Below are 2,536 nucleotides of genomic sequence, written 5' to 3'. Positions count from 1 at the left end.
GGTGAAGGGCAAGGCGGAGAAGGCGACGGAAGGGGAGCTGCTGGCGCAGGTTGAGCCGGAGGACCTGATCAAGTTCGGCCTGATCCCTGAGTTTATCGGTCGTCTGCCGGTGGTGGCGACGCTGACCGAACTGAGCGAAGACGCGCTGATCCAGATCCTGCGCGAGCCGAAAAACGCGTTGACCAAGCAGTACCAGGCGCTGTTTAACCTGGAAGGCGTGGATCTCGAGTTCCGTGACGAGGCGCTGACCGCCATCGCGAAGAAGGCGATGTCGCGTAAGACCGGCGCACGTGGCCTGCGTTCGATTGTCGAAGCCGCGTTGCTGGACACCATGTACGATCTGCCGTCGCTGGACGATGTGGAGAAAGTGGTGGTGGATGAGTCGGTAATTGACGGCAACGGCGCGCCGAAGCTGATCTATGGCCAGTCGGAAGCGCAGCAGGCTTCTGGCGAGTAGTGGTGTTAATCCTGCCCGGTGGCTTTGTGCCGCCGGGGAGTTGCCAAAAAAAAGAGCCCGCAGCAGTGCTGCGGGCTCTTTTTTATGCTTAGCGCCGTTTAGACTTTCAGCTCAGTCCACTGGCTGATGACGTGGGTGGCAATACCGTAGTCTACCGCCTGCTCCGGACTCATCCAGTAGTTGCTGTCGGTGTCTTTCTCGACTTTCTCCAGCGGCTGACCGGTCGCTTTACTGATCAGCTGATTAATACGCGCGCGTGCGCGCAGCAGCTCTTTCGCTTCAATTTCAATATCTGACACTTTACCACGCACGCCGCCCAGCGGCTGGTGGATCATGAAGCGGGTATTAGGCAGCGAGTAGCGGTTCTCTTTCTCGGCGGCGAGGAAGATAGTAATGCCGGCGCTGGCCACCCAGCCGGTGCCGATCACCACCACTTTCGGCCGCACGAACTTAATCATATCGTGAATGGTGTCACCTGCTTCGACGTGGCCGCCCTGGCTGTTAATGAACAGCTTGATTGGCTCATCGCCCATCTCCTGCAGGATCAGCAGCTGAGCGGTGACTTTCTCCGCCAGCTCCTGATTGATCTCACCGGAGATAATGATCGAGCGCGACTGCAGCAGTTTGCTGACTGCCAGCGCAGAGTTCTTCTCTTCCTGGCCGTTTTCTTCTTTCTTTGGCTCTTGAGGCATGCCTGACAACTCCATCGGATTCTGTAAGTGACCAGAGTTTAGCATAATCCAATGGTCAGCTAAATCAACCGGCTTTTCGCCCGTTATTCATCATGCAAAACAGCGGGTTAATTGTGCAAAAGTCGCCGGGGAATGCGCTGTCAGCGCGGGATGCGCGTGTCATCAGAGTTCACAGTTTTAAGCCTGAAATCCGGCCTGAAACCCGGTTTTACTCCCATTTATCCGGCAAAGTGGGCTATATTAGGGTCTGGTACGCGAAAATTAAGACAGCCCACTCAGGTCTGTTCAAGAAGGCATGAGGTTTAACTGATGACAGAGAAACGCAAAGACGGTTCAGGAAAGCTGCTGTACTGCTCTTTTTGCGGCAAAAGCCAGCATGAAGTGCGCAAGCTGATTGCCGGCCCGTCAGTGTACATCTGCGATGAGTGCGTTGATTTATGTAACGACATCATTCGCGAAGAGATTAAGGAAGTGGCGCCGCACCGTGAGCGTAATTCCCTGCCGACGCCGCATGAAATCCGCCACCACCTGGATGACTACGTCATCGGCCAGGTGCGGGCGAAAAAGGTGCTGTCGGTGGCGGTGTATAACCACTACAAGCGCCTGCGCAACGGCGATACCAGCAACGGCATCGAGCTGGGAAAAAGTAACATTCTGCTGATCGGGCCGACCGGCAGCGGTAAAACGCTGCTGGCGGAAACGCTGGCGCGGCTGCTTGACGTGCCCTTTACCATGGCGGATGCCACCACGCTGACCGAAGCCGGTTACGTCGGTGAAGACGTGGAAAACATCATCCAGAAGCTGCTGCAGAAGTGTGACTACGACGTGCAGAAGGCCCAGCGCGGCATCGTCTATATTGATGAGATCGACAAGATCTCCCGCAAGTCAGACAACCCGTCGATCACCCGCGACGTMTCCGGTGAGGGCGTGCAGCAGGCGCTGCTGAAGCTGATCGAAGGCACGGTGGCCGCGGTGCCGCCGCAGGGCGGGCGCAAGCATCCGCAGCAGGAGTTTNCGGGCTGGTAGAGCAGCACGCAGAGGGGCTACAGGACAACCCGTCGATCACCCGCGACGTCTCCGGTGAGGGCGTGCAGCAGGCGCTGCTGAAGCTGATCGAAGGCACGGTGGCCGCGGTGCCGCCGCAGGGCGGGCGCAAGCATCCGCAGCAGGAGTTTCTGCAGGTCGACACCTCGAAAATTCTGTTTATCTGCGGCGGCGCGTTTGCCGGCCTGGATAAGGTGGTCTCGCAGCGCGTGGACACCGGTTCCGGCATCGGCTTTGGCGCYACGGTGAAGGGCAAGGCGGAGAAGGCGACGGAAGGGGAGCTGCTGGCGCAGGTTGAGCCGGAGGACCTGATCAAGTTCGGCCTGATCCCTGAGTTTATCGG

The 2,536-nt window shown here is 58.1% G+C and carries 2 protein-coding genes and 2 pseudogenes; 3 read left to right on the top strand and 1 reads right to left on the bottom strand.

Going from position 1 to position 2,536, the window contains the following annotated elements:
- Nucleotides 1-457: pseudogene (gene clpX / locus ASF13_RS11630) on the top strand (ATP-dependent Clp protease ATP-binding subunit ClpX); the annotation flags it as partial.
- 98 nt (nucleotides 458-555) lie between these two features.
- Here the strand turns inward: clpX (ASF13_RS11630) and ASF13_RS11625 are convergent.
- Nucleotides 556-1,149 (bottom strand): ATP-dependent Clp protease proteolytic subunit, encoded by a 594-nt coding sequence (locus ASF13_RS11625; RefSeq protein WP_056236417.1) that lies wholly within the window; start codon nucleotides 1,147-1,149, stop codon nucleotides 556-558.
- A gap of 309 nt (nucleotides 1,150-1,458) precedes the next feature.
- On the opposite strand from ASF13_RS11625, the pseudogene clpX (ASF13_RS11620) reads away from it, so the two are divergent.
- Nucleotides 1,459-2,163 (top strand): annotated as a pseudogene (gene clpX / locus ASF13_RS11620) (ATP-dependent protease ATP-binding subunit ClpX); the annotation flags it as partial.
- Nucleotide 2,164: 1 nt separating this feature from the next.
- On the top strand, nucleotides 2,165-2,536 hold a 372-nt coding region (locus ASF13_RS11615), incomplete at both ends, for an AAA family ATPase (RefSeq protein WP_156365583.1).

It is taken from the genome of Erwinia sp. Leaf53 (genome assembly GCF_001422605.1).
In the GTDB taxonomy this organism is placed as follows: Bacteria; Pseudomonadota; Gammaproteobacteria; order Enterobacterales; family Enterobacteriaceae; genus Erwinia.
This window is presented reverse-complemented; position numbering and strand designations above follow the sequence as displayed.